19 protein-coding genes are annotated in these 23,207 nt (G+C 49.5%); 4 read left to right on the plus strand and 15 right to left on the minus strand.

Going from position 1 to position 23,207, the window contains the following annotated elements; translation table 11 throughout:
- Positions 1-67 precede the first annotated feature (67 nt).
- From KO508_RS17055 to KO508_RS17085, 7 genes are all read right to left on the minus strand, one after another.
- Entirely contained in the window at positions 68-3,691 is a 3,624-nt protein-coding gene (locus KO508_RS17055) for a glycosyltransferase (RefSeq protein WP_216009470.1), read from the minus strand.
- Positions 3,688-4,749, minus strand: coding sequence for a methyltransferase domain-containing protein (locus KO508_RS17060; protein WP_216009471.1), 1,062 nt, complete (start codon positions 4,747-4,749; stop codon positions 3,688-3,690). Before KO508_RS17060 ends, KO508_RS17055 begins: the two co-directional genes overlap by 4 nt.
- 17 nt (positions 4,750-4,766) lie before the next feature.
- The gene (locus KO508_RS17065; RefSeq protein WP_216009472.1) at positions 4,767-5,432 is read right to left on the minus strand and encodes a DegT/DnrJ/EryC1/StrS family aminotransferase; all 666 of its coding nucleotides are present in this window, start codon (positions 5,430-5,432) and stop codon (positions 4,767-4,769) included.
- A 1-nt stretch (position 5,433) separates the two neighbouring features.
- Positions 5,434-6,486 carry a DegT/DnrJ/EryC1/StrS family aminotransferase gene (locus KO508_RS17070; RefSeq protein ID WP_216009473.1) on the minus strand — a complete coding sequence of 351 codons (1,053 nt, stop codon included), beginning with the start codon at positions 6,484-6,486 and terminating at the stop codon, positions 5,434-5,436.
- A gap of 86 nt (positions 6,487-6,572) precedes the next feature.
- Entirely contained in the window at positions 6,573-7,262 is a 690-nt protein-coding gene (locus KO508_RS17075; RefSeq protein ID WP_216009474.1) for a class I SAM-dependent methyltransferase, read from the minus strand.
- Positions 7,252-7,992 carry a WbqC family protein gene (locus KO508_RS17080; protein ID WP_216009475.1) on the minus strand — a complete coding sequence of 247 codons (741 nt, stop codon included), beginning with the start codon at positions 7,990-7,992 and terminating at the stop codon, positions 7,252-7,254. Before KO508_RS17080 ends, KO508_RS17075 begins: the two co-directional genes overlap by 11 nt.
- Complete coding sequence (locus KO508_RS17085) at positions 7,989-9,122, minus strand: DegT/DnrJ/EryC1/StrS family aminotransferase (protein ID WP_216009476.1); 1,134 nt, start codon at positions 9,120-9,122, stop codon at positions 7,989-7,991. The genes KO508_RS17080 and KO508_RS17085 overlap by 4 nt, the downstream gene beginning before the upstream one ends.
- A 329-nt stretch (positions 9,123-9,451) precedes the next feature.
- Here KO508_RS17085 and KO508_RS17090 point away from each other — a divergent pair, with 329 nt between their 5' ends.
- Positions 9,452-10,933, plus strand: coding sequence for a flagellin (locus tag KO508_RS17090; RefSeq protein WP_216009477.1), 1,482 nt, complete (start codon positions 9,452-9,454; stop codon positions 10,931-10,933).
- 69 nt (positions 10,934-11,002) lie between these two features.
- On the opposite strand, the gene rfbC is transcribed toward KO508_RS17090, so the two are convergent.
- Genes rfbC through rfbB form a run of 4 tightly spaced genes read right to left on the minus strand, consistent with a single transcriptional unit; the run spans position 11,003 to position 14,462 of the window.
- Positions 11,003-11,548, minus strand: a complete 546-nt coding sequence (rfbC, locus tag KO508_RS17095) for a dTDP-4-dehydrorhamnose 3,5-epimerase (protein WP_216009478.1) — start codon at positions 11,546-11,548, stop codon at positions 11,003-11,005.
- On the minus strand, positions 11,549-12,433 hold the full coding sequence (gene rfbA, locus KO508_RS17100; protein WP_216009479.1) for a glucose-1-phosphate thymidylyltransferase RfbA: 885 nt from the start codon (positions 12,431-12,433) through the stop codon (positions 11,549-11,551).
- Complete coding sequence (gene rfbD / locus KO508_RS17105; protein WP_354668051.1) at positions 12,430-13,344, minus strand: dTDP-4-dehydrorhamnose reductase; 915 nt, start codon at positions 13,342-13,344, stop codon at positions 12,430-12,432. Before rfbD ends, rfbA begins: the two co-directional genes overlap by 4 nt.
- Positions 13,341-14,462 carry a dTDP-glucose 4,6-dehydratase gene (gene rfbB / locus KO508_RS17110; protein ID WP_354668052.1) on the minus strand — a complete coding sequence of 374 codons (1,122 nt, stop codon included), beginning with the start codon at positions 14,460-14,462 and terminating at the stop codon, positions 13,341-13,343. The genes rfbD and rfbB overlap by 4 nt, the downstream gene beginning before the upstream one ends.
- A 200-nt stretch (positions 14,463-14,662) precedes the next feature.
- Here rfbB and KO508_RS17115 point away from each other — a divergent pair, with 200 nt between their 5' ends.
- The gene (locus KO508_RS17115; RefSeq protein ID WP_216009480.1) at positions 14,663-16,663 is read left to right on the plus strand and encodes a hypothetical protein; all 2,001 of its coding nucleotides are present in this window, start codon (positions 14,663-14,665) and stop codon (positions 16,661-16,663) included.
- A gap of 47 nt (positions 16,664-16,710) precedes the next feature.
- Here KO508_RS17115 and sbcB read toward each other — a convergent pair whose 3' ends face one another.
- Entirely contained in the window at positions 16,711-18,153 is a 1,443-nt protein-coding gene (sbcB, locus tag KO508_RS17120; RefSeq protein WP_216009481.1) for an exodeoxyribonuclease I, read from the minus strand.
- Between the two features lie 48 nt (positions 18,154-18,201).
- Positions 18,202-19,101: a hypothetical protein gene (locus KO508_RS17125; protein ID WP_216009482.1), complete on the minus strand. Its 900-nt coding sequence runs from the start codon at positions 19,099-19,101 to the stop codon at positions 18,202-18,204.
- Positions 19,102-19,385: 284 nt separating this feature from the next.
- Between KO508_RS17125 and KO508_RS17130 the strand changes: the two genes are divergently transcribed.
- Together KO508_RS17130 and KO508_RS17135 are read left to right on the plus strand one after the other, a co-directional pair.
- On the plus strand, positions 19,386-20,417 hold the full coding sequence (locus KO508_RS17130) for a response regulator (RefSeq protein WP_216009483.1): 1,032 nt from the start codon (positions 19,386-19,388) through the stop codon (positions 20,415-20,417).
- A gap of 3 nt (positions 20,418-20,420) precedes the next feature.
- Positions 20,421-21,377 (plus strand): GGDEF domain-containing protein, encoded by a 957-nt coding sequence (locus KO508_RS17135; protein WP_216009484.1) that lies wholly within the window; start codon positions 20,421-20,423, stop codon positions 21,375-21,377.
- Between the two features lie 86 nt (positions 21,378-21,463).
- Here KO508_RS17135 and KO508_RS17140 read toward each other — a convergent pair whose 3' ends face one another.
- On the minus strand, positions 21,464-21,832 hold the full coding sequence (locus KO508_RS17140; protein ID WP_216009485.1) for a histone-like nucleoid-structuring protein, MvaT/MvaU family: 369 nt from the start codon (positions 21,830-21,832) through the stop codon (positions 21,464-21,466).
- A gap of 177 nt (positions 21,833-22,009) precedes the next feature.
- Positions 22,010-23,050: a GDP-mannose 4,6-dehydratase gene (gene gmd, locus KO508_RS17145; protein ID WP_216009486.1), complete on the minus strand. Its 1,041-nt coding sequence runs from the start codon at positions 23,048-23,050 to the stop codon at positions 22,010-22,012.
- Positions 23,051-23,207: the final 157 nt, after the last annotated feature.

The raw sequence follows: 23,207 nt of genomic DNA on the forward strand, positions 1-23,207 counted from the left end.
AGTTAACGGCACCTCACCAGCACTCTTTAGAAAATATTCCGCTTCTTTTGTAAAAAAGTGTAAAAGCTTAAAACTTCGTCCAAGCACCCAGCCATTGCTGGAGATTCTCGCCTTCGAGCATCCAGTCTCGCAGGATCACACTCTTGAGCTCATCCCCTTGTCTGGCCGTTTCATCCAGATCGCTCAATTGCATTCGTATCGCATCCAACCAATCCTTATAGCGGTTTTTAACCCTTGTGACCGGCAAGTTATGCATTCTGTATGGCTCGACGTCGCTGCACACAACCGGGAACCCGCACGCGCCATATTCCAATAACCGAAGGTTGCTTTTACACCGATTAAAGAGATTATCTTCGAGGGGCGCGATTGCCAGATCCAAGTTCATTGATGCCAGTTTTTTGGGATACAGAGTAATATCTACGCCTTCATGCACCTCTTTAACAAAGGGCCGCAGTGCATCAGGGCACATACCGAAGAATACCCAGTCGACTTCTTCAGTGAGATCGCGAACAACAGCCTCTACCAACTCAAGATCACCTGTATGCCCGATGCCGCCAGCCCAACCCACTCTCGGCTTGTCAGACTGACGCCGCAAAGAACTCAAATCTTGCCACCAATCAAGCGGTAGCCGGTTCTCCACCACGCGAATATCTGGGTGGATTCCCTTAAAAGCTTCTGCCAACGGGTGGGTAGATACCACAAACCGATCAACATGCTTTAAAGACCGCCTTAGTGACTTGAGAATGTCTTTAGGCATATTTTTTCGGTAGGCGCTTTTCAGTGGTAGATTTGGAAGATAGTCGTCCAACTCATATACCACCGGTTTTTTCAGGAAGCGCCTCACCTGCTTCATGCTGGCAATGGCTTCATCTGTGATTTGCCGTTGATAAACGGCGACATCAGGATCAAGGCGAGCCAGTTCAGGCACAGTTAGCCACTCCCTTGAGATCATGCCCCCTGCCACTCCTTGCGCCTTCATACTCTCAAGGGGCTGCATCATCCGATAATGGCCACAACCCCACTGATCCGCTGGATGCAAAAGAATCGTCGGCAAACCCAGGGCTTTTTGAGGCTGCCAATTCAGCTCTACCCTGTGTTCCACTTCAAAGCCTGTGGCTCTCAAAGAAAGGTTGCGATTAAACGCCGGATCATTTGCCATGTACGGGAGCCAACGTTCAAACATAGCCTCCCGCTCTCTCTCGAAGCGCTTAACCTTCTTTTCCTGAACGGTCTTATCGACGGATGTTTGACTTGCATTTGCAACGTGCATTACCAAAGCGTGAGGTGTCCACACGATCAAGAAACCCGTCTGCACCACCTTTAGACAGAAATCGATATCATTATAAGAGACTGCAAAGGCTTCCTCATCCAAACCACCTACCTGCTCATAAACCGACTTCCTTACCAACATACAGGCGCCAGTCACTGCCGAGTAATTTTGATCCACAACGAGGCGGTTCATATAGCCGGGCTCATTGGCCTCTGCATCAATACATATATGTTCTGCGGCGCCCCTCATCCCAACAACAACACCAGCATGCTGAACTCTACCGTTCGGAAACAGCAATTTCGCACCGACAATGCCCACCTCCGGTCGCTGGGCGTGGTTCATCATTGCATCCAGCCAATCCGATTGAATTATTCCTGTGTCGTTGTTAAGCAAAAGTACATAGTCGCCTTTCGCATGCTGAACTGCGTAATTATTAATGGCTGAAAAGTTAAAGGGTCTTGGATATCGAAGAACGCGCAAGTTAGGCAGCGCCATGTCCTCAATGCCTTTCAGCCAAGCTTTAGCTTGAGGCGTTTCACTATTGTTATCGACAATAAGAATCTCGTAATGAGCGTAGGCTGTCTTCTCAAGAATGGATTCAACACAAGTCTGAACTAAGTGGAGTTGGTCTTTGGTCGGTATAATAATTGAAACGAGAGGTGTGGTTGGGTGTGAATAGTTAACACGTAAACTACTGGATGCTAGGCCTTGCGCAACCCGGGCTGTTGCATATCCTCGGCGCTCAAGATGTTTCTGGATGACGGGGACATAATTCGCCAGATCAAAACTCTGTGTGCCCGAATGCAACAGGAACAAGGGCTCATCAGAGCGGCCAATACAGCCAAATCCCTTTTCTTCTAACAAGCGCAGTATATAGTCCAACTCAAAGGCACTTTCATCGACCTCGCTAAAGCCACCAAGCGCCTGAACTGTCGAATGCCTGAAAATCCAGTGCCGCGACATATCTGCGGGCGAGCTAAGGAGCAAATCCAGATTCAGACCAGAACGGAAAAAACCACTTTCTGTTTTGCCATTATGCTCCAGCAGCTCATCTCCGTAGGCCGCATCCAAGGCTTGCCCCGAAGACTCCAGCTCTGCCAACAATAGCGGTAAGCCTGCCGGAGTTAACTCTGCAGGAGTCCTTGCGATCACAACCCAGTCAGCTTCAACCACGCCTATAACGAACTGATTTAGCGCTACCGCTGCCTCTCCGCGGTCATATTGAATAAACCGAACATCTTGAAACAACTCCTTCCTGTAAAACGCCTCGTCGGGAGTTAAAACCACGCACGTTAGCGAGGGGCAATAGTAGCGAGCGATTCTAAAAGCGAGTATCGAGATATTAAGGTTATAGGTTTCAGGCGCGGCATCAATAAGAATGAGGCACAGGGATTGTTGGGACGCCAGAACCTCTAGCTTTCTAGCTATCGGTATGGGCAGCTCGCGTTGCCCATACCAAGAATCGAGACCAATCACGCCATCCGTTCTTTCACACTCCTGGACACGTCTTTCAAGATCTGAGAAAGCTGTCAACGCAGCGTCATCAATGCTACCTGCTTTCTGATAGAAATTTTTAAATGAAACCGACTTAAACGCAGCCGACGGCTTCCAAAGGGGTTTGACTTGGACCGCCCCTTCTCTCCGAACCTCACCGCCAAGCATGGCATCGATTTGCGCGAGGAAGGCTTTACGTCCATTCTCGCCTAACGTTTGAGCGCTGGCGTGTCGTTGGTTTTGTCCCGAGTGAATTCGAAAACACGATAGCTGTTCTTGGACAAAGGCAAGATCACCTCGCATCAGTAATCTAGCGTACAGCGCCAAATCGTTTACAGAGGTTATAAGCCGATTATTAAGCGCACTCAGATGCGGATAAGCTCCTATTAAATCACTTCTGCGAGCCATGAACGTACTAGGCTCCCCGATAAAATTAATCGGAAACACCCTCAAAAACTCAAGCACATCCTTACCCAAAAGCCGGGAGTCCTGATCGAACGGAACCAGATTAAATAGGCGGTCACTCAACTCTTTCCCAGACTCGTCAATTAGCTTCCTTCTTGATGAAGCCAATACGACACCTGGCTGATCCAGCGCTTCGCGTAACCTAAGCACACAGTTTTCAACCAGAACATCGTCGTCATTCAGAAATTTTATATATTCCCCTTTGCTTAGTCTGACCCCGTAGTCCATGCCTACGAGCCCTCCTAGCTGCGTGGCAGACTTAACGTACCGAATGCGAGGATCTGCGTAATCCGCTATAGCTTCGGCAATAGACTTGTCAGCACAATCATCCATGACCAAGATTTCAAAGCTATCTAGTTCCCGTTGGGCAAAAATTGAGTCAATCGCCTCGCGAACAAAAGTGGCTTTAAACGCCGTTATAATAAAGCTCACGTCCAGCATTTCAGTTCTCTGACGAGTCATACGTTGCTCATCTCAGGTTTCTTGACGACGTAAAGAACACTTTCTTTCTTCAACCCAAGCGATTGGTAGGTCGCTGCACCGAAATAGCTGACATCTAGTAGACTGACTTCAAACCCGGCGCCACGCACTCGCGACACAAAGCTCTCACGATTGTACAGTCGGAGGTGATCTCCTTGGCCAAACCTACGCCAGCGTTCAGACTCACGACTTTCTTCGGGGTCCTCATCAATCTCATCAAGCCCAGAGATAATTGGCACCATCAGCAGTGATATACAACCAGGTCGCAAGATTCTGAAGAGCTCAGCAATAGCTTTGCGATCATCAATGACGTGCTCTAAAACATGACTGCACACAAAAAAGTCTACGCTATTCGTGCTAAACGGCAGGCTCATCAAGTCAACTTGATGATCAACACCGCCCATTGCAAAGTCCGCAGTCTGGTAGTCAGTGAATCCAATAGATTCCATCCAGCGTGAAAATCCGGGTTCTGGCGCAAAGTGCATAACCTTTGCTTTACGGCTCAACTCTTGCCGACAAAGCACTGATGATACCCAATAGGCATACAAACGCTCACGATCAGACGCCCCACACTCCATGCAGGTGTATGTCTCATGAGCCGTCATTTCTCCACGCCCAAAATGCTTAAAACCATGCTCCGCTGCATGCTTACGATAAAACTCTGGCAATGCCTGAAACCCCTTATCCGCAGAACCGCATAAGGGACAAAATGTCCGAGAGAGCTGCCTTGCGACCTCCTCCTCTGGCAGCCTCTCCGGCTGCATCGAAACCTCCCTGCTGTCTTTCATTACTTCGATCAAATTATCAATAATCAGCTTTGACGCAAGCGCTTGAAGCTCCGACGCCTCTTGAAATTTCCCAATTGCAGCCTCGAAATCACCTTTCTTGAAATGGGCAACAGCAATGTCGTTCGACAAAGCGTCATAACTACCAATACGAGACTCCACTGCTATCAAAACTTCTGCAGCTCGCTTGAAATTTCCGGCTTCAAATTCTCTGTAGGCCTCAGCTTTCATGTGTCCGATATCTGGTTCATTCATATCCTAACCTTATTGTCTTATGTCCCAGTCTGTACGGAACGACTACAGCGATTGAGAAAGTTCAACACTGCCCCAGCCTGAGCCTCCGAATACCGCCCATTACAGGTTACGAAAACCGAAACCGGTTTTGTGATCCCATAGCTACTGCGAACGTTTCTAGCCCTTTCGGCATCTTCATCTGAATCAAACAGTAACACCGACCCACCGCCTTCCGTAGGTAGAGGCAATATCAATGGCATAGGATAGGAGGCGAATTTGCCAACAGAAGGAGAGAAGCGCCACCAGCTTGAACACACTTCAGTTATAACAGTATGACCATTTGAACCACCCAGAAACTGATCCACGCCTGAACTCTGAATCGCCCGATAGAAGACATCAGATTCTTCAGAGTACATTTTCATTTCTTTTATTGCGCAGACCTCGAGGCCACATAACGCTCCCATGTGCATCAGCCTCGAACTATAGTCCTGTGATTTACAAACCAGTCTCCGCTGGCCTTCCTTACGCATCGCAATCAGTGAAACTAACAAGGCGAGCTCGACACTTCCCACCAGCACTGCATTGCGAACACCGAACCACCCTGATAATTTCGCCTCCAAAGCACGGGCTAACGGCCCATGATTGGTAAAATACTGATTTTTCAGAATCTCATTAACGACAGCATGGACATCATAGGTTTCCATTTTAGCCCCCGCTATCCATTGACAGACTCTTCTCGATCACATCAACCACGCTTGACACATCACCTTCCTTCATTCGGAAGCCGCAAGGTAAGTTAATAAACCGCGCGGCAACACTTTCAGTAACGGGCAGAGCATCAGGACATGAAACAGGAAACTCGTAAGAGCGGGTGTGTAGCGGCGGTGAGTAGTGAGCTCTCGCCAACATGCCGTTGTGGTTCAGTTGTTGAACCAGACTATCCCTCGAGCACGAGCTCCTGTCTGTCAGCTCAGCGACGATATTCTTAAATGAAGTCTGTTCTGCTTCATCAAATGCCCTCAGTCTGATGCCGGGAACGGTTTTTAGTCGCGCCTGATACGCGCGATAAATACGCTGGTTATGGCTCACATTTAGGTCAATTTCATCCAGCCCAGCAAGAGCAAAAGCAGCATGCAGGTCTGGCATTTCCGATGGTATCCAGCTACCAGGTTCTTGCAACGAAGCGCTTGTCGCGTCATGGGTTTTGAAACGGCGAAGGCGAGCCACAAACTCACGGTCATCTGAGCAAACGTAGCCGCCCTCGAGTCCATTTATGAGCTTACTGGCATGAAGGGAAAATACCTCTGCACCTTCGAAAGAACCAACTCTTCGACCTTCACAGGTTTCGTGTACAGACTCGACGGCATCGAAAACAATGGGAACCCGGTGATCGTGCGCAATGCCTTGAAGCGCGCCCACATCACAACAGTTAACAATGGGGTGTACCGCCAGAATGGCTCCAGTCTTAGAACTTATTGCACGCTCAACTGCTTTCGGCGAAATAGCCAGTGTTCCGGGGTCTACATCAACAAAACGAGGCGTTTTGCCTGCCCAGAACACCACGTCAGCCAACCGTCTGTAGGTAAAGGAGGGGATAATAACTTCAGGTGCATTCAAAGCTTTAAGGCGCAAACATGCAACCAACGACCAAAACCCTGTAGCAAAAGCAACGCAATACTTAGAGTGGTGGTACTCACAAAGACGCTGTTCCAACAGGGCAACCAGAGCGCCGGGTCGCGAGTGTCCACCTTTTGCCATCCATAAATCGACATAACCGAGAACTCGGTGTTTATCGGGCTCGTACAGATTCGACGTTGAGAGAAAATGGCTTGACTCACGCACCATTATGGCCTTTTTAACAACACATCAAATCGATACTCGGCACCATAAAAAGACTCAGGCATCGTTAAAATGTCAACGTCATATCCAAACATGTTGCCGATCCGGATGAACTCCTCCGGTGCCCACCAAATCCCAATGGCTGACTCTGGGTCATCAAGACGATATTGCTCAACGTTTCGACGCCTAAAAAACACAGCCGCTTTACTACGATGAGGTATGTTGCCAATAAATATCCGCTTACAAGAGGTGTATCGATTCGAGAGTGTCGAGACAAGGTGTTCGACATCAGCAGCGGCAAGATACGAAATGACCCCATAGATCACTACTTTGTCTATCTTTTCTGGGTACTCAAACGCGTTTGTAAACGCTACTGCGTCGTCACAGTAATAATGGGTTTTACCTGCATGTGAAAAAAACTCTCTAGCCACCCCAATTAGGTAGTCCGAAAAATCAACACCGAAGTACTGCTGAACATGACCAAAAAGATAACTAGCCAGAGCTGCATTTCCACAACCTAGATCAAGGAGCCTCTCATCTGAACGCAAGTCGAGCGAGCTCTGTATTTGATCGACAATCATTCTAATATCTTGGTCGCTGACAGGCTTTCCATTCACTGTCCTCTTGATTTGCTCCCAAAAAGCATCGCGATCAAACTGCTTGGGGTATTCTTTGTGAAGATAGTCAGCACTCATTAAAAGCCCCTGAACATGAGTGAATTGAGAAGTCTTCGCTCAACATGCTTTTGAGGGTATCGGAGTCACACCACATCATCGCATCAAGAATAGATAAGTTCGGCACATAATCGTATGGACCCTGACAATACTCACGAATGCGTGTTTCCAGAAAACGAAGCTCGATACCCGCTTCAAAAAACTCCAATGGGTCAAAGAGACTTTCTCCTCCTATGGGGTTGAGGTATTCGGTGGCGCCCAGCGCTTCAGAGATTCTCAACGCCCACTGACCGGAATGCACCACCTTCTCAACACCAAGACTAAGCTCAGAATAGACCACAATTCGTGTCTTCACCCCAAGGTAATCCGCGAGTAGTCGAAGGGAGTTAACTAAGAAAGCAGACAATCGGGAGCCCTGATAACTTAGAGCGTCCTTGAAAACCGCCATCACCTCCTGATAATGGGGTGCGGCTCGATAATGGGTCAACTTACCAACTAGGCTCTTCCGCCAATCCGCATTCTCATCAATGTCTATCTGATCGATAAAGTCAAAGCGCCCTCGTTTGCTCAAAGGTACAGTGAGATACTGCCACCCCTTCTCGGGATCTGGGTGGAGGATTCGATTTCTATTCACCCAACCTTTATTCACAAACTGGCAGTGATCGAATACTACCCAGAGATCTGCCTGCGCTAGTAATTGAAAGTAGCCCGGATAAGGGAAAAAATAAGGCTGCATTATGGCCAGCTTCATTCTTTGCCCCTGTATCTACCAGTACTTTTGTCAACCACATCATTCAGGCATTCAATAATCCGAGCGAAGTCCTGTTCACTCAAATCACTATAGATAGGAAGGCATAAGATACGCTCTGCAACCGATGAGGCGCACTTATAGAAGGCTGAAGAATCAAAGTACATTGGAAAATCTGAAACGAGAGGGTAGAAATAACGACGCACTAAAATTCGCCGCTCTCGAAAGTCGTCATAGAGTTCATCTCGCGAAACTGGAAACTCGTCTTGCACAAGCACTGGACAATACGAATAGTTCCACTGTGTATCCAATGGCTCGTCCATTAATTTCAAACCAGCAATACCCGCTAATGCGGCTTGGTACTTTCGGTAGACCCTCCGTCTGGCCAAAATATCTTCATCAATCTTATCCAACTGCAAGAGGCCAAGAGCAGCTTGGAACTCATTCATCTTGCCATTGATGCCTGGCGCTACAACGGTAGTTTCATTTGCAAAGCCAAAGTTTTTTAGGTAGTCCACTCGCTGTTTCGTTTCTTTATCCTTGAGGATTAAAGCACCTCCCTCAAAGGTATTAAAAACTTTAGTAGCATGAAAGCTAAGCACCGAAATATCGCCAGCATCGAGAAGACTGCTGTGCTTATGACGCACCGCAAAAGCATGTGCCGCATCATAGATAACATGCAAACCATGGAGATCAGCTATACGCTGTATTTCACTTACGTTTGCTGGCGTTCCGTAACAATGAACAGGGAGAATAGCTGTTGTTTCTGGCGTTATCGCCGCTTCGATCTTCGAAGCATCCATATTGAAACCGTCAGGTTCAATATCCACAAACACCGGCTTCAATTTATTCCAAAGCAACGCATGGGGCGTCGCTGCAAACGTATAGGGCGTTGTAATAACTTCTCCAGTAACCCCCATAGCCTGCAAAGCGGTAACCAGAGCAATTGTCCCATTGGTAAATAACGACAGATATTCAACGCCAAGATAGTCACAAAGGCGCGCCTCTAACTCCTCGTGGAAACGGCCGCCATTGGTCAAACGCCCACTTTTCCAGATTTCCTCCAAGAGCGGCTGCAACTTTTCCAAATCAGGAAGGCTAGGCCGAGTGACAGTGATCAGGTCTTCAGACAAAGCGTAAACCCTCAGAGGAAAAATAGTAGTTATAAGTTAACCCCATCCTAGCAGCAAATTGAAGCGTCACTCCAATGACTTTCTGCTTGATCAAATGGCGGCAATTTTTTACCTCATTGCCCAGTCATTTTAATGGCAATCAAATCCCCAAGACACTCAGACAAACTCAAAACGATGCACAACCTTCTGTAAATTATGATTTTTCACAAATGTGGCATGAGCATGGCTTTATCTCTACCAAACGGCAATCAAACGAATTCCAGCCGGCAACGGTTCACCACAAGCTTCATGAACCTAGTTTCCGGCAATGCTGAGCAGGGAGAACAGACATGCCTCAGATTATTAACACCAACATCGCGTCGCTGAACGCTCAACGCAATCTGAATGCTTCACAGCGAGATGCAGATACAACACTCCAACGTCTGTCTTCCGGCTTGCGCATAAACTCCGCGAAGGACGACGCTGCGGGCTTAGCTATAGCGGAGCGATTTAGCTCTCAAGTGCGCGGCCTCAATCAGGCGGTTCGAAACTCCAACGACGGCGTCTCTCTGGCTCAGGTGGCGGAAGGCGCACTGGGCGAATCCGGCAATATTGTGCAGCGTATGCGCGAGCTTGCAGTTCAGGCTGCAAACGCAACAAACTCGGCCTCCGACAGAAAGGCACTGCAGTCAGAGGTGAACCAACTCAAGCAAGAGCTGGAACGCATAGCGACTACTACACAATTTAACGGCCTTAACCTACTTGACGGTACCTTTCAGGCGCAGAAGTTTCAGGCTGGGGCGAATGAGAACCAAACGATTTCAGTGTCGATTACAGGCACTCGAATCGACAGCCTTGCGAATAATACTCGGGACACTGTCGCTAGTGGCACAGGTACAGGCTCAATAGCAACAGCGTCAGGCACTGCTCCCACTGAGAACAATCTCGACCCTCAAAACCTGACAATTTCCAGCTCGCTAGATGAGCAAACGGTTGCGATTACCGCCTCCGGTGCAACAGCCGAATCTATTGCCGCTGAGATCAACAAGAAAGCTGAAACAACTGGGGTAACAGCCTCTGCCAGAACATCTGTAGACTTTGGACCACTTTCGGCGAGCGGCACCGTCACCATGAAACTATCGACTGGTGATGGCAATGAAGCCACAGTATCTGCTCAGATCTCAGATGTCACAAATATTGAAGCTCTGGCCCGTGAGATAAATGCCAGCAGCGGCAAAACCGGCATAACGGCAGAAGTCGATGGCGGTAAAATGAAGCTCATTCAAGAGAGTGGTAAAGACATTGTTATTGAGGGCTTTACCAATAATGGTGGCGGCACCGTTGGGCTAGAGAGTTCTTCCGGAGACACGACGACACTGACTGCCGGGGCGACTGACAGTGCGCGAATTGCTGGCGAGGTTACGTTTGATTCAGCCACCAGCTTTGCTGTCTCCAGCGATGTCGGCGGCGCCACAGGGCTATTCGCAGCTACCACAGCCTATGGCTCGACAACGGAAACGCTGGCAGATATAGACATCAGCGATTTTGAAGGCGCAAGCAGTGCCATGCGGGTACTCGACTCTGCCCTTGAGACCATCAACAGCATTCGTGCAGACCTTGGCGCCGTCCAGAACCGGCTGGAGTCCACTATTGCGAACTTAAGCACCACAGCAGAAAATCTCTCCGCAGCTCGATCGCGCATTCAAGATGCCGACTTTGCAGCGGAATCTGCAAATCTGGCGCGCACACAGGTGCTCCAGCAAGCTGGCCTCTCGGTATTGGCTCAGGCCAATGCGCGGCCGCAGCAGGTATTACAGTTGCTGCAGGGATAAGCGTTCAAGTAAAAATCAAAAAGGCCGGGCAATGAACCCGGCCTTTTTTGGTTAATAGACGTTGCACGTTTAGACTTCGAACATTGCCTTCAGGCTTGGGGCGTTGGCGTCTTTTTCTGAAATAATCAATTCGGCAGGATCAACATCGCCCCAGTCAATCGCTAAAGTTTCGTCATTCCAACGAATGCATCGCTCATCATCTGGAACATAGAACTCGGTGCACTTGTATTGGAAATCGGCCTCATCACTCAAAACGCGAAAGCCGTGAGCAAATCCCGGTGGTATCCAGAGCATGCGATGGTTTTCGCAAGACAAACACTCGGCAACCCACTTCCCAAAGGTTGGCGAATTACGGCGCACATCCACAGCCACATCACATACCTCTCCGCGACTGACCCAAACGAGCTTGCCCTGAGGCTTTGCCTCTTGAAAGTGCAGCCCACGTAATGTGTTGCGACAAGAACGGCTAAAATTATCCTGCACAAAGTTAACGTTTAGCCCATGTCTGGCAAACTCTCGCTGATTCCAGACTTCCTTGAAAAACCCACGACTGTCGCCGAATACCCTAGGCAATATAAGCTTTACGTCGCTTAAGGCGGTATCTCTGATTTCCATTTACCATGCCCCTTTAGAATCTGAGCCTGCCAGCTTTTTGAGATATTCGCCGTAACTGTTCTTTTGCAGTTTTTCCGCCTGTTGAATCAACGCTTCACGACCAATGTAGCCCATCCGGTAGGCCACTTCTTCAAGGCAGGCGATTTTTAGCCCCTGACGTTTTTCGAGAGTTTCGATAAACCCAGATGCCTCGTACAAAGAGTCAAACGTACCTGTATCCAGCCAAGCGAATCCCCGCCCCAGTAACTCAACATTTAGCTTTCCCGCGCTCAAGTACGCTTGGTTAACGGCGGTTATTTCCAGCTCGCCGCGAGCTGACGGCTTAACGGATTTTGCCACTTGAATAACATCATTATCATAAAAATACAGACCCGTAACTGCGTAATCTGAGGCCGGTTTTTCAGGCTTTTCTTCAATGGAGATGGCGTGGCCAGCCTCATCGAACGCCACTACACCAAAGCGCTCTGGATCTTTTACCTGATAGCCAAAAATCGTTGCACCGGTATCTTTGCTCGCCGCACGCTGCAGGCGCTGACTCAACCCTTGGCCATAATAAATATTATCACCCAAAACTAGGCATACGCTGTCTTCACCAATAAACCTTTCACCAATCAGAAAGGCCTGAGCAATGCCCTCGGGCCGAGGTTGTTCTGCGTAACTCAGTTCAATGCCAAACTGCTTTCCGTCGCCCAATAGTCGTTGAAAGGAAGGGCCGTCCTCTGGCGTGGTAATAATCAAAATCTCGCGGATACCGGCAAGCATAAGCACCGACAATGGGTAATAGATCATCGGCTTGTCATACACCGGCAGTAACTGTTTAGACACTCCTTGAGTAATGGGATACAAACGAGTTCCAGAGCCTCCAGCAAGTACAATCCCTTTCATCTCAATATCTCCTTTTCCGCAAGAGAAAACCGCTCATCAATTACTCGGGCTACACCGTCTTCCCAACGAGGTAAGTGCAAACCAAAAGCCTTTCGCAAACGGTCACAGCTCATGCGTGAGTTAAGTGGTCGTGCGACGCCACCAGCATAGTCAGCACTGGTTACTGGTTTGATGGCATCCGTATCCATTACCGTTCGCATACCCTTAGCGCGTAACTGCTCTGAAATAAGAACAGCGAACTGCCACCAAGAGGCTTCTCCAGATGCAGCCAAATGATAAAGCCCACAGTGTTTTCTATCATTAAGCGCTGCCAAAACCCCATGAGCGGTGATATCCGCAATCAATTCCGCAGAGGTTGGCGCACCCACCTGATCACACACAACACTCAGGCTCTGTCGAGAGGTTAAAAGCGGCAGCATAGTGCTGAGGAAATTTTTTCTACGCGCGGAGTACACCCAGCTTGTTCTGAACACAAGGTAGTCGCAACCACTCTGGGTAATAGCCATATCTCCGGCGAGCTTGCTCTTGCCGTACAAGTTTAGGGGTGCCGTCTTACTGCTCTCATCGTATGCTGAGCTCGAATTGCCATCGAACACATAATCCGTTGAGTAATGTACAAATAAAGCACCTATCTGTTTGGCTTCTTCAGCCATCACTCGGGGGGCTTCTGCATTGATGCGAAATGCCATTTCCTGCTGGGTTTCTGCCGCAACCACATCGGTAAATGCCGCCGCATTTACAATGACATCTGGCCTAGTGCTTTGAATACAAATGCGCAGGCTCTCAGGCTTTTCCAGATCAACCTTCAGCCCGTCATTACGGGTGATCGCCTCTACGCTTCCCAATACAGAGAGCGAACGGCGCAACTCCCAACCCAACTGCCCTTCAGCTCCAAAAAGAAGAATTCTCACGGCTCTATCCCCTGCCGGTATGCGCCACTATTAACACGTTCACACCAAAGCGGATTATCAAGATACCAAGCAATCGTTTTTCTCAGCCCCGTTTTTAGGTTTTCGCGGGGCTGCCAAGCCAGATCTCTTGCAATTTTGCTCGCATCAATCGCATAGCGCCTGTCATGGCCCGGTCTATCTTGCACAAACGTAATCAGATCCTTGTACCAGGCAACTCCTGCGGGCTTTTCTGGAGCCAACTCTTCTAATACTTCGCATAAGGCATGAACCAAATCAATATTCCGCCTTTCCGCGTTTCCGCCAATGTTGTACACCTCCCCGGGCCGAGCTTCTGTCAAGACTCGGTAAAGTGCTTCTGCATGGTCATCAACATAAAGCCAGTCCCGAACCTGCCCACCATCTCCATACACCGGCAATGGCTTACCTTCCAGTGCATTCGTAAGCATCAAAGGGATCAGTTTTTCCGGGAACTGATAAGGACCATAATTGTTCGAACAACTCGTAATCAATACAGGTAACCCATAGGTTCGGTGCCAAGCCCGCACGAGGTGATCAGAACTGGCTTTGCTGGCGCTATATGGGCTGCTGGGCGCATAGGGTGTTGCTTCGTGGAAACGCTTTGTTGCGCCCCCTTCTTCATCGGCAAGGTCGCCGAACACTTCATCGGTACTAACATGGTGAAAGCGAAACGCCTGCTGCTCCGGACTTCCTAAACTATTCCAATAATGTCTGGCGCTTTCAAGCAATGTGTAGGTGCCAAGAATGTTGGTCTCGATAAATGCCGCTGGCCCAAGAATCGAGCGGTCCACATGACTCTCAGCCGCCAAATGTAAAATGGCGTGAGGGCGGCACTCCTCAAGGATGCGATCAACAGTTTTTCGATCGCATATATCCCCGCGCTCAAATCTATATCTAGGGCTTTGACTGAACTCGGCAAGGTTATCCAGATTGCCAGCGTAGGTTAGCTTATCGAGCACAACCACCTGATCGTTCGTGGCGTTCATGATATGCCTCACCACTGACGAACCGATAAACCCAGCACCGCCCGTTACCAATAGTGTTCGCTTAGTTGCCATGCCGATCCCCACCAATAAATACCCGATATCGCCTGACAACATACTACCTCATCGTTAAACCCGCGGCATTTGCCTGTAACTTCCAGAGCAATCGAAAGAATGTGTCAGCCACGTTAAGCATCGTACCTACTTAAAACTGGCACACCTTTCGCAACACCTCTTACAAAGCACAGCAAACCACCAAAAAACTGCAGGCCTTTGCCGCAATTTTTTAGCGCAGCGGCAGGTAAACGAGGTATCCCATGCAAGCCAAACATCACATTCAGGAATCCCATTCCCAACAGGCACAGGCGGCTCGCCTGCTTCTGCAAGCCAATCTTGCGTATGGCGAGTCCAACAGCAGCGGGTTAAGCCATATTCAGCGTTTACAGACCCGGCGGGAATGCCGTGTGTATTTGGAAGAGGTGATTGCACTTGATCCAAACAATGCAATTGCTTTGGGCTTATTGGGGCGTGTCGAAATGGACGACGGGCAACTTGAAAACGCTCACGACCTTTTCAACGCCAGCCTGCAGATTCAGCCTGATCAGGCGCAGCAGTACGCAAATCTGGGTTACTGGGCACTGAAAACCGAGCGCCCTGCCCTTGCTGAGCAGCACTTCCTACGGGCTCTGGACCACGACCGGCAATCCGCCGCCGCTTTTTGTGGTGTCGCCCACGCCAAGCGCTTGCAGGGTCAATTTGATGTGGCCTATCTGCATTACCGCAAGTTGTTAGAAACTGGCACCGAGTGGGATTCCGTATACAGCGGCATGCTAACCTGCGCCCAACATCTCGCAGTAAACAAAGCGGATAGCAATTTAGCTTTGGACGCTATCGCGCTGCTAAGCCATGAGGGTTTGCCGCATCAGGAAATCGGTCGTTTTGTAGCATCCATCATCCACCAGCAATACGATTTGGATAACCCTCAAGCAGAGATTTTTCTGGATTCTGCGAGCGCCGATGAGCTATTACTCCTATCCCTGCAAAAAACACTGATGCCAGACCCGGCGGTGGAAGAGCTGGTTGTTATGTTACGCCGCGCGATTTTGACAGAAGTCGCCCAGACGGTAGAACTTAGGGAAGACTTACAGCAGCTCGTGCTCGCTATCGCTCAATATGCAGACCGTACCGGCTATGCGCTCGCGGCTGCGGACGATGAAACACGCTTAATAGAAGCGGTTAACGACAGCCTCAAAGCACAGATCGTGATGGGCGAACCTCAGGAAGCCTTGATTGGCTCGCTAATGATCAGTGCCATGTACGGCGCCCTATTTCATCAAAATTTTGCGGTGCAACTTGGGCAGTGGAATCTGGTGGACTGGCCGCTGGCACTTCAGCCTGTCCTCGCTGCCAGCTACTACCACCGCGCCGAAGAAGAAGGTATCAAACAGTGCTTTGACGAAAAGGCGGCAGAGCTGTGCCTCGATAAAACCGACATAGCACAAGCTTGGCCGGTCTGGTCGAAACTGGCTTACCGCACTGAAAGCAGTTTGAAATCTCTGATGGCAACAGAGCTCGGATTAGCCACAGACAATCTACCAGACACCTTGCGCGTTATCGTATGCGGCGCTCAATCTGGCCAACGAGCCATGGAACTGGCCCGCTACTTGGCAGATGTTGAAGTGATCGCCGTGGATGAATCCTTAGCCAACATCGCCAGAGCGACTCGCATGGCCGCGGAATCAGAGATCAGTAACATTGTGTTCTGGCCCTGGTCTATTGCGCAGCAGTTCGTGGCGGATGGCCATAAGGTGCATTGGGTTGAAGTGGGCCGCCTGCCCTCACCAGCCATGACAGAACTCTCTCTAGCAGCATTGGTGAACAGTGCCGCCGGTTCTGGTGCAATAGTTCACCTGCATACAGCCATAGCCGAACGCACAACCGGCGACCGGCAAATGCGGAAGTTAATAGCTGAACATAACCTGCAACCGACACGCGCTACCCTGTTACAACTTAGGCGAATGGTTCTGAGCAACCGGCAGGACACAACATGGCAAGAGCTTGCCCAAGAAGATGACTTCTACAGCCTTGGCGGCTGCCGAGACCGCTGGTTTCAGCCACAGGACGAGGCCCAGCTAAGAGACTTGATGGCAATGGCGAGCAATGAAGTGGAATGGAAGCTTGTGAAAGCCCGTGATGAAGATGGCCACAGCTTGGCTACCAAGCCTGTTCAAACACAAATTCAGGCAGAGGCTCTGGGGAGTGAGGTGCAGAGTTTGATGGGGCAGAATTTGAGTGTCTATTTTCAACGGCGGCGGTGAGAATAACTCCCCCTCTCCCGCTATGGGAGTGGGGGCCAACCTTCTTTTCACATATAAGGAATCAACGACTCCCCATACAAATGCAAATCCTCCAAAATCTGCTGCTTCTGCGGCGTCAGTTCCGGATCACTAGCCAGCCGCTGCAGCTCCAGCCCGAATGCCTCAAGAGACAGCCAACCTTTTTTCGGAGCCATTAAGCGCTGAGAGCGGAACTGCTCCCAGCGTTCAGACTCTTCACTGGTTAATGAGTCAGGATAATTACGAGCACGATAACGGAAGAGCATTTCCTGTAAGCGCCCGTCTTTAAAACTGAAGGTTTCGTCAACCAAGGATTCCGGCGGCGTTTGTAACACTCGATTCAGCTCACTGCGATCGGCTGGGCAAATAAAACCGCCTGCGTATAACTGTTCATCGGGGTCCGTCAGGTCACCTTGGTGGGGCTGGTCGAATGCTTCAGCAATTCGCTCCGCCAGTCCCGGCGCCTTTCTCAGCAGTGCAAGATTAGCTCGAAGGGTTTCGCCATCAAGCTCCAGCTCTTCCAAGCGTTCGGCGGAAAGCGTTGTGAGCATGTTCGCCGGTGCCAGAACTGGGCACTTGTTCAACTGTACACCTTTTAATGGGAAGCGTTTTTTGTCTCCCAGTTCCGCCTGAGAAGTAAACACCCGCTCACGAATCTGTTCCGGCGTGGCGTTAATCAGTTCGCTCGGGTCTTCCCTTAGGTCGTAAACAATCACGAGATTTTTATTGCTGGGGTGATCTGCCAACGGCGCAACCATGGCGCAGCAACCCCTAGTTGCCGGGTATTTGGCGGATATGTGGAAGACCGGCTTCATGGCAGCCGTATCCAACATGGCTCGTGCGGAGTGTTTATCTTTGTTGTTAAGAACAAAATCAAACAACTTCGGCTGTTTGTCCCGGATCAGCTTGGCAACGGCGAGGGTTGCTTCCACATCTGACATGGCATCGTGGGCAGCTTCGTGGGCGATGCCATTGGCGGTGGTGAGCGCTTCCAATTTAAAGCTAGGGCTGCCATCTTCCTTACGCGGCCAATTGATCCCTTCAGGCCGCAGTGCGTAGGTCAGCCGCACCATATCGATAATATCCCAGCGGGAGTTACCGTTTTGCCACTCCCGGGCATAGGGGTCTTGCAGGTTGCGGTAAAGCGTATGGCGGGTTACTTCATCATCAAAGCGAAGGCTATTATAACCTACCACACAGGTCCCGGGCTGGCTGAACGCCTCATTAATCTGCGCGATAAACTCGGTTTCGGGAAAGCCGTCCTGCATTGCCTTTTGGGGCGTGATGCCGGTAATCAGGCAGGCCTCTGGCGACGGCAGGTAGTCATCGGTAGGTTTACAATAAATAACCAACGGATCTTCAATAACATTGAGATCCGCGTCGGTTCGAATGCCTGCAAACTGCGAGGGCCGGTCATGAACCGGGTCTACACCAAATGTTTCGTAATCATGCCAGTAAAAAGAGCGGATCAAGCGAAGACTCCTGCCTTATGAATCATTAGGTTCAGGAGTCTAGCAAAATCAAAACAGCTTAGTACCCATATCCACCTGATGAGTGCGCAAGCGATCAATACCACCGCTGGTGAGATTGGTTAGATCAACCGTCATATTCGTCGGCAGGTTAATGAATACACCCTTGCCAACATCAATAACGTTTGCCCCATCAATGGATTGCCACTCCATATTATCGTCTCGTTGGAAGCCAATAAAAAAGCCATCGGTGAATCCAATGGTGCCGTCACCTGCACCTGTATCCTCACCAACCGTTATCGACCTGAGGTTGGTTAACGGAGCGCAGTTGGCCAAGGCACCATCGATATTACAACCCGCCGCTTGACCGGGATTGTTGGGCGCAAGGCCGATGTGAGTGGCGCGTTTATTCGTCGCAACTCCACCAACACCGTCAAACAACAGAGCGTCGTATACTTCGCCGAAATACTCGACTTTCATACCAATGTTGCCACTAAAACTTGTGGTATGGGATGAAACCGACCCCCGGGCTTGTTCAAAGCCCATGCGAAATCCGGCCAGTCCGGCACCATCTTCAGCCAGTTCGATATATGGCTTGCGAGCTTCAAAAGGTATGGCGTCACCCTCGTTGTAGGTTACGCCGTTAAATTGCTCACCATCAGCCCGCGCAATGTGGCCAAGGGCTAAGTGTTGAGCGGAAAAATCGGTACCGCCATCAATTTGGCCAATCTGAACATCATCGATGTTTACACGGGTGTCTACATCCATACCCAGAGTCATGCGGGTATATTCATGACTTGTACCGTTAATATTCTGGACTTGCATAAACGCCTGCCCTGTCACATCTCCCATCGCCGACTCGGAGATGGGCGTTAGTTCAGCTTTGGCAACAGGCGCAATACCTACGCAGAACAAAATGAGGGGGGCGTATCCATACGCGTAATGTCTCATAACACTGTCTCAAGTATAGAGTTTAAGAGCCAATTTAAGTGGAACACGGCGCACAAGAGGATTTTTCTTGCAACTCTCACTTAATTTTTATTTTCATTGACTACACTGACACTATAATTGAGGCAACTCGGGCTATTGAGTGAGCTCAGTCACAAACCAGAATAACAAATTGTTACAGTATCCATTTTTGCCGAGTTGATTTTTAATGGTGTCGTTTATATGTACATATATCGCCCTAATGCTATAATTTCCGAACCAACTACCATTCCCGTCTGGCTACAAACATGACCACCCGCATACTTATCTGCGACGACTCCACACTTGCCAGAAAACAAATGGCCCGCGCCCTACCTTCCGGCCTTGCCGAAACGATCTTGTTCGCAAATGACGGCCGGGAAGCACTAGAGAAGCTGCGGGCGGGCGAGGCAGACCTGATGTTTCTGGACCTCAACATGCCAGAGATGGACGGCTATCAGGTATTGGAGCATGTACGGGCGGAAGATCTTCCGATAATGACCATTGTGGTTTCCGGCGATATACAGCCTGAAGCGCGAGAGCGGGTACGCAAGCTTGGCGCTATTGATTTCATAAAAAAGCCCACAGACATGGCGCTTGTTCTCAGCCTGCTTGCGGAATACGGTTTCTACCGACCGGGTGATCTCGAAAACGCCGCGCTAGAGGATAGTGAACTCACTCCAGACGACCACTTCCCGTCCCATGAAATATCGGTTTCTTTAAGCGACTACCTACAGGAAATCGCCAACGTTGCCATGGGTCGCTCTTCTGATCTACTTGCCCGGTTGCTTCGGGTGTTTGTTAAACAGCCCATTCCGAAAGTTGACTTTATTGCCAATTCTGAACTTCACATGGCCATTTCTGCAGCTAACGACAGCGAAACCTACTCAGCTGTATGCCAAGGCTTCACCGGAGCCGGTATCGCTGGCGAGGCGTTACTCCTGTTTGCAGATGCCAGCTTTCACGAAATGGCCGAACTGCTTCACTACGAAACCTTTGAGAAAGAATCTGTCAACGTAGAAGTGTTGATGGACATGTCTAGCATTCTATTCGGAGCTTTCCTCAATGGTATCGGGGACCAATTGGATCTCAAGCTAGGCCTCGGCCATCCGAGCGTACTTGGCCAGCACCGCCAAATTACGGATCTACTTGAGCACCAAAATTCTCGCGATGAACAACTCCTGTGTATTGAAATCAGCTACGCTCTGGAGGATCGCAATATACAGTGCGATATGTTGGTGCTTCTCACGGAAGACTCAGTACCCTTTTTAGAAAACCGTCTTCAATATCTGGTGGACTAACCCATGACCATAAACGAACTCGAAGCGCAATCCTTCCATTGGCTGGTGGATATGCTTGAATCCGTTGAGGTGGGGCTAGTAGTGCTGGATCTCGACTTTAGGGTGCAGGCCTGGAATGGCTTCATGGAAAACCACAGCGGCATTACGGCTAGCAAAATTCGCAACCAGAGCATCTTTGAGCTATTCCCCGATATCCCGCAAGCCTGGCTCACACGTAAAGTCGATGCCGTGGCACTGCTGAATACGAGGGCCTTCACCTCCTGGGAGCAGCGGCCCTACTTGTTCCGGTTTCGCAGCACGCGCCCCATTACCGGCACAGAAGACTACATGTTCCAAAACCTCACCATCAGTCCACTCGCTGGCAGTACCGGGCAGGTGGAGAAAATATGCATCATGGTTTACGACGTAACCGATATTGCCACCGGCAAACGGGCACTGGAGCGGGCAAACGAACAGCTGGCCAAACTCAGCATGACCGACAGATTAACCGGCTTGCTGAACCGGGGTACTTGGGAGAACTTGGTGGACGCGGAGTTCGAACGCTTCCGGCGCTATGGCCATACCACCAGCCTTGTGATGTTCGATATAGACTTCTTTAAAAAAGTAAACGATAACCACGGCCACCTAGCCGGAGATGAAGTCATCAAACACACAGCAACAACCGCTAAAAGCAGCTTAAGGCAGTCTGATAGCATTGGTCGCTATGGCGGTGAAGAATTCGGAATCATATTACCTGAAACCGATGCCGAGGGCGCCCGTACTATATGCGAGCGAATACGGGAAAGCATAGAGCAAAGTGTGGTTCAAACCAGTGTAGCCCCTATTAGCTACACAGTGAGCATAGGAATCTCTCAATTGAATAACAATGCGGAGAATCACATGACCTGGATGCAACAAGCAGATGAAGCTCTATACGCAGCAAAGAAAGGTGGGAGAAACCAAGTGGTTGTATTTGAGTAGTTTAAATCCGCTCTCAACTGTAAAATAGCACCGATAAAAAAGGGCCGAATGAATACATCATCCGGCCCTTTTTAATCTCTGGCTTATCAGTCTTGCTGCCAGCTCTGTACCGTTTCCTTGCCGTGCTTTTGACGCCACTCATTGAGAACCTTATGGTTGCCACCGCGAGTTTGGACCTCTTCACCGGTATGCGGGTTCTTATAAGTTTTCAAGGGGCGCTTGGCACGGGTACCTGTGCCGCTTTCGGCCTTTGCTCCAGCAATGGAGGGGTCAATCGCTGCTAGAATCTGAAGCACATGCTTCGGAGACTTATCGTATTCAGCCATCAACTCACGAATGCTGTTCTCAAACGCCAATTCACCCTTCAGAGCTTGATCTTGCTCCAGTTGGTTGATCTCGGCCGCAAGCTTTTCCATAAGCTGCTTCTTCTGGTAGTAATCATTAATCTTTGCCATGGAATTAAAACCTTATCTCATCGTTGGGTTCTAAAACTCAAACCGCGTAAAACGGTCCAAGGGCTTGCTCAAAACCACCGAAATAATAAGGCATCGAATTATATATGGCAAAGATTATTCATTTAAGAGTATTTAATTAACCGATGTAGAAAGTTAGATACTCCATACGTCTTATGTTCAGAATGAAAAACCGACCTTATTTCTTCGGAGGTCGGCATCCACCATCATTTTGCACAAATCTTCAAGCTGTGTTTTGGGCTCCCAACCAAGCTCATTACGTGCTTTTGACGCATCACCAATTAGCAGTTCAACTTCCGCAGGGCGATAAAATTCAGGATTAACACGAACCAAGGTTTTGCCCGACTTAACATCAGTTGCGCACTCAGATTCTCCCTCGCCTTGCCATTCAACATCCAAATCCACAGCTTTGAATGCCAAAGTAACGAAGTCCCTTACTGTCTCCGTTCGGTTGGTTGCCAGAACAAAGGTATCAGGATGATCTGCTTGCAGCATCCGCCACATACCTTCTACATAGTCTTTGGCATAACCCCAATCCCGCTTAGCATCTATGTTCCCAAGCTCCAATACGTCCTGCATACCCAAAGAAATTCTGGCAACGCTGTTGGTGATTTTTCGCGTTACAAACTCTTGGCCACGCAAAGGAGATTCATGATTAAACAGAATGCCGCTTGTGCCAAATATGTCATAGGATTCCCGGTAATTTACCGTCATCCAGTGCGCGTATAACTTCGCGACACCATAAGGGCTGCGGGGGTAAAAAGGCGTTTCTTCTGTTTGAGGGATAGTTTGCACCTTACCAAACATCTCGGAAGTAGATGCCTGATAAAAGCGTATTTTCGGATTAACAATCCGAATTGCTTCGAGCAGGTTTACAGCACCAAGGCCAGTAATGTTCGCAGTGGTTACCGGCTGACGGAATGAAACGCCCACAAAGCTTTGCGCCGCCAGATTGTAAACCTCTGTCGCTTCCGTTTCAGCCAGCAGCCGAACGCTGTCAGACAAGTCGGTAAGATCGTATTCCACAAGCCGAAGATTCGGGTGGTTCTGGATTCCCAGCTCTTCAATGCGCCAGAAATTCACTGAGCTTGATCGACGGAAAGTGCCATATACAAGGTAGTCTTTTTCCAAGAGCAGCTGGGCCAGATAAGCGCCGTCCTGACCAGTAACCCCTGTAACTACTGCTTTTTTCTTACTCATAGATACGAAACCCATCGCAAAATGTTCTGATAGGCGCGCCTGCGGGAATACTAAATTGTCTCAGAGAGCTTTTGGCTAAGGTTAAACGCCACAAAATAGTTTGAATTCTGCCGGTAACGCGCAAACGCGGCAGTTTACCACTGCCGCTATATAAAGG

It is taken from the genome of Marinobacter salexigens (genome assembly GCF_018860765.1).
Classification (GTDB): Bacteria; Pseudomonadota; Gammaproteobacteria; order Pseudomonadales; family Oleiphilaceae; genus Marinobacter; species Marinobacter salexigens_A.

Bases quoted from the DNA above. Each gene is read 5' to 3' on its own strand.
- KO508_RS17055 (WP_216009470.1), bottom strand. From the start codon at position 3,691: ATGACTCGTCAGAGAACTGAAATGCTGGACGTGAGCTTTATTATAACG.
- KO508_RS17060 (WP_216009471.1), bottom strand. From the start codon at position 4,749: ATGAATGAACCAGATATCGGACACATGAAAGCTGAGGCCTACAGAGAA.
- KO508_RS17065 (WP_216009472.1), bottom strand. From the start codon at position 5,432: ATGGAAACCTATGATGTCCATGCTGTCGTTAATGAGATTCTGAAAAAT.
- KO508_RS17070 (WP_216009473.1), bottom strand. From the start codon at position 6,486: ATGGCAAAAGGTGGACACTCGCGACCCGGCGCTCTGGTTGCCCTGTTG.
- KO508_RS17075 (WP_216009474.1), bottom strand. From the start codon at position 7,262: ATGAGTGCTGACTATCTTCACAAAGAATACCCCAAGCAGTTTGATCGC.
- KO508_RS17080 (WP_216009475.1), bottom strand. From the start codon at position 7,992: ATGAAGCTGGCCATAATGCAGCCTTATTTTTTCCCTTATCCGGGCTAC.
- KO508_RS17090 (WP_216009477.1), top strand. From the start codon at position 9,452: ATGCCTCAGATTATTAACACCAACATCGCGTCGCTGAACGCTCAACGC.
- rfbC (WP_216009478.1), bottom strand. From the start codon at position 11,548: ATGGAAATCAGAGATACCGCCTTAAGCGACGTAAAGCTTATATTGCCT.
- rfbA (WP_216009479.1), bottom strand. From the start codon at position 12,433: ATGAAAGGGATTGTACTTGCTGGAGGCTCTGGAACTCGTTTGTATCCC.
- rfbB (WP_354668052.1), bottom strand. From the start codon at position 14,462: ATGTTGTCAGGCGATATCGGGTATTTATTGGTGGGGATCGGCATGGCA.
- KO508_RS17115 (WP_216009480.1), top strand. From the start codon at position 14,663: ATGCAAGCCAAACATCACATTCAGGAATCCCATTCCCAACAGGCACAG.
- KO508_RS17125 (WP_216009482.1), bottom strand. From the start codon at position 19,101: ATGAGACATTACGCGTATGGATACGCCCCCCTCATTTTGTTCTGCGTA.
- KO508_RS17130 (WP_216009483.1), top strand. From the start codon at position 19,386: ATGACCACCCGCATACTTATCTGCGACGACTCCACACTTGCCAGAAAA.
- KO508_RS17135 (WP_216009484.1), top strand. From the start codon at position 20,421: ATGACCATAAACGAACTCGAAGCGCAATCCTTCCATTGGCTGGTGGAT.
- KO508_RS17140 (WP_216009485.1), bottom strand. From the start codon at position 21,832: ATGGCAAAGATTAATGATTACTACCAGAAGAAGCAGCTTATGGAAAAG.
- gmd (WP_216009486.1), bottom strand. From the start codon at position 23,050: ATGAGTAAGAAAAAAGCAGTAGTTACAGGGGTTACTGGTCAGGACGGC.